The following is a 1,193-nucleotide window of genomic DNA, read 5'->3' on the forward strand; positions in this document are numbered from 1 at the left end:
CGTCCACGTCGTCGTACCGGACGACGACGCCGGAGGCACCGAAGACCTCGTGGGCCACGGCGCTGTCGGCCTGCAGCAGGAGCTCCACCGGCGCCTCGGAGACGACCGGGGCGGGGGCGTGCTCGCCGCCGTCCGAGCCGCTGGCGACGACGGTGACCCCGTCGGTGCCCGTGAGCCGGTCGGTGCCCGAGCCGTAGGCCTCGGCGATGCCCGGGGTGAGCATCCGCTGCCCGGTGGTCTCCGCGACCGCGGCGGCGGTGGCCGCCATGAAGTCGTCCCCCGCCTCGCCGGTGGGCAGGAAGAGCAGGCCGGGGTTGGTGCAGAACTGGCCGGCGCCGAGGGTGAGCGAGCCGACGTACGCCTGGGCGAACGCGGTGGTGTCGGACTCGGCGAGCGCACCGGGGAGCACGACCACGGGGTTGATGGAGGACATCTCGGCGTAGACCGGGATCGGCACGGCGCGCCGGCTCGCGGTCTCGACGAGCGCGAGCCCGCCCCCGCGGGACCCCGTGAAGCCGACCGCGCAGATGCGCGGGTCGCCGACCAGGGCCTGGCCGAGCTCGATGCCGCTCCGGCCGTCGGCGGCGAGGAGGAACGAGAACGTGCCCGGGTGCAGGTCGCACTTCGCGACGGCGCGGGTGACCGCGCGGGCGACCAGGACTCCGGTCCGGGGGTGGGCCGGGTGGCCCTTGACCACGACCGGGCAGCYGGCCGCGAGCGCGGAGGCGGTGTCGCCGCCCGCGGTGGAGAAGGCGAGCGGGAAGTTGCTGGCGCCGAAGACGGCTACGGGGCCGAGCGGGACCATCCGCTGCCGGATGTCCGCACGCGGCAGCGGCGCCCGCTCGGGCATGGCGGGATCGATGCGTACGCCGAGGTGGTCGCCCTGGCGGACGACGCCGGCGAACATGCGCAGCTGGCCGGTGGTGCGCCCGACCTCGCCGGTGATGCGAGCCAGCGGCAGGCTGCTCTCCGCGACGGCGGCCTCGATGATCGCGTCCTTGTCGGCCTCGATCTCGGCGGCGACCGCCTCGAGGAAGTCCGCGCGCCCGGTGGGGCTGGTGGCGCGGTAGGACGCGAACGCCTCGGCCGCGGCGGTGGTCGCGGCGACGACGTCGCCGCCCTCCGCCTCGGTGCCGGCGATGATCGATCGGGCCTGGTCAGCGGTGCTGGTCATGCGTTCCTCTCAAGCGTCT

Annotated in this window: 1 protein-coding gene; it reads right to left on the reverse strand. The window is 75.5% G+C overall.

The window, feature by feature from the left end; translation table 11 throughout:
* The coding region (locus AC1DQF_RS21630; protein WP_477527279.1) for an aldehyde dehydrogenase family protein at nt 1–1,174 on the reverse strand (1,174 nt) is incomplete at its 3' end.
* Nucleotides 1,175–1,193 lie beyond the last annotated feature (19 nt).

The organism is Nocardioides sp. P4_G4 (assembly GCF_056401085.1).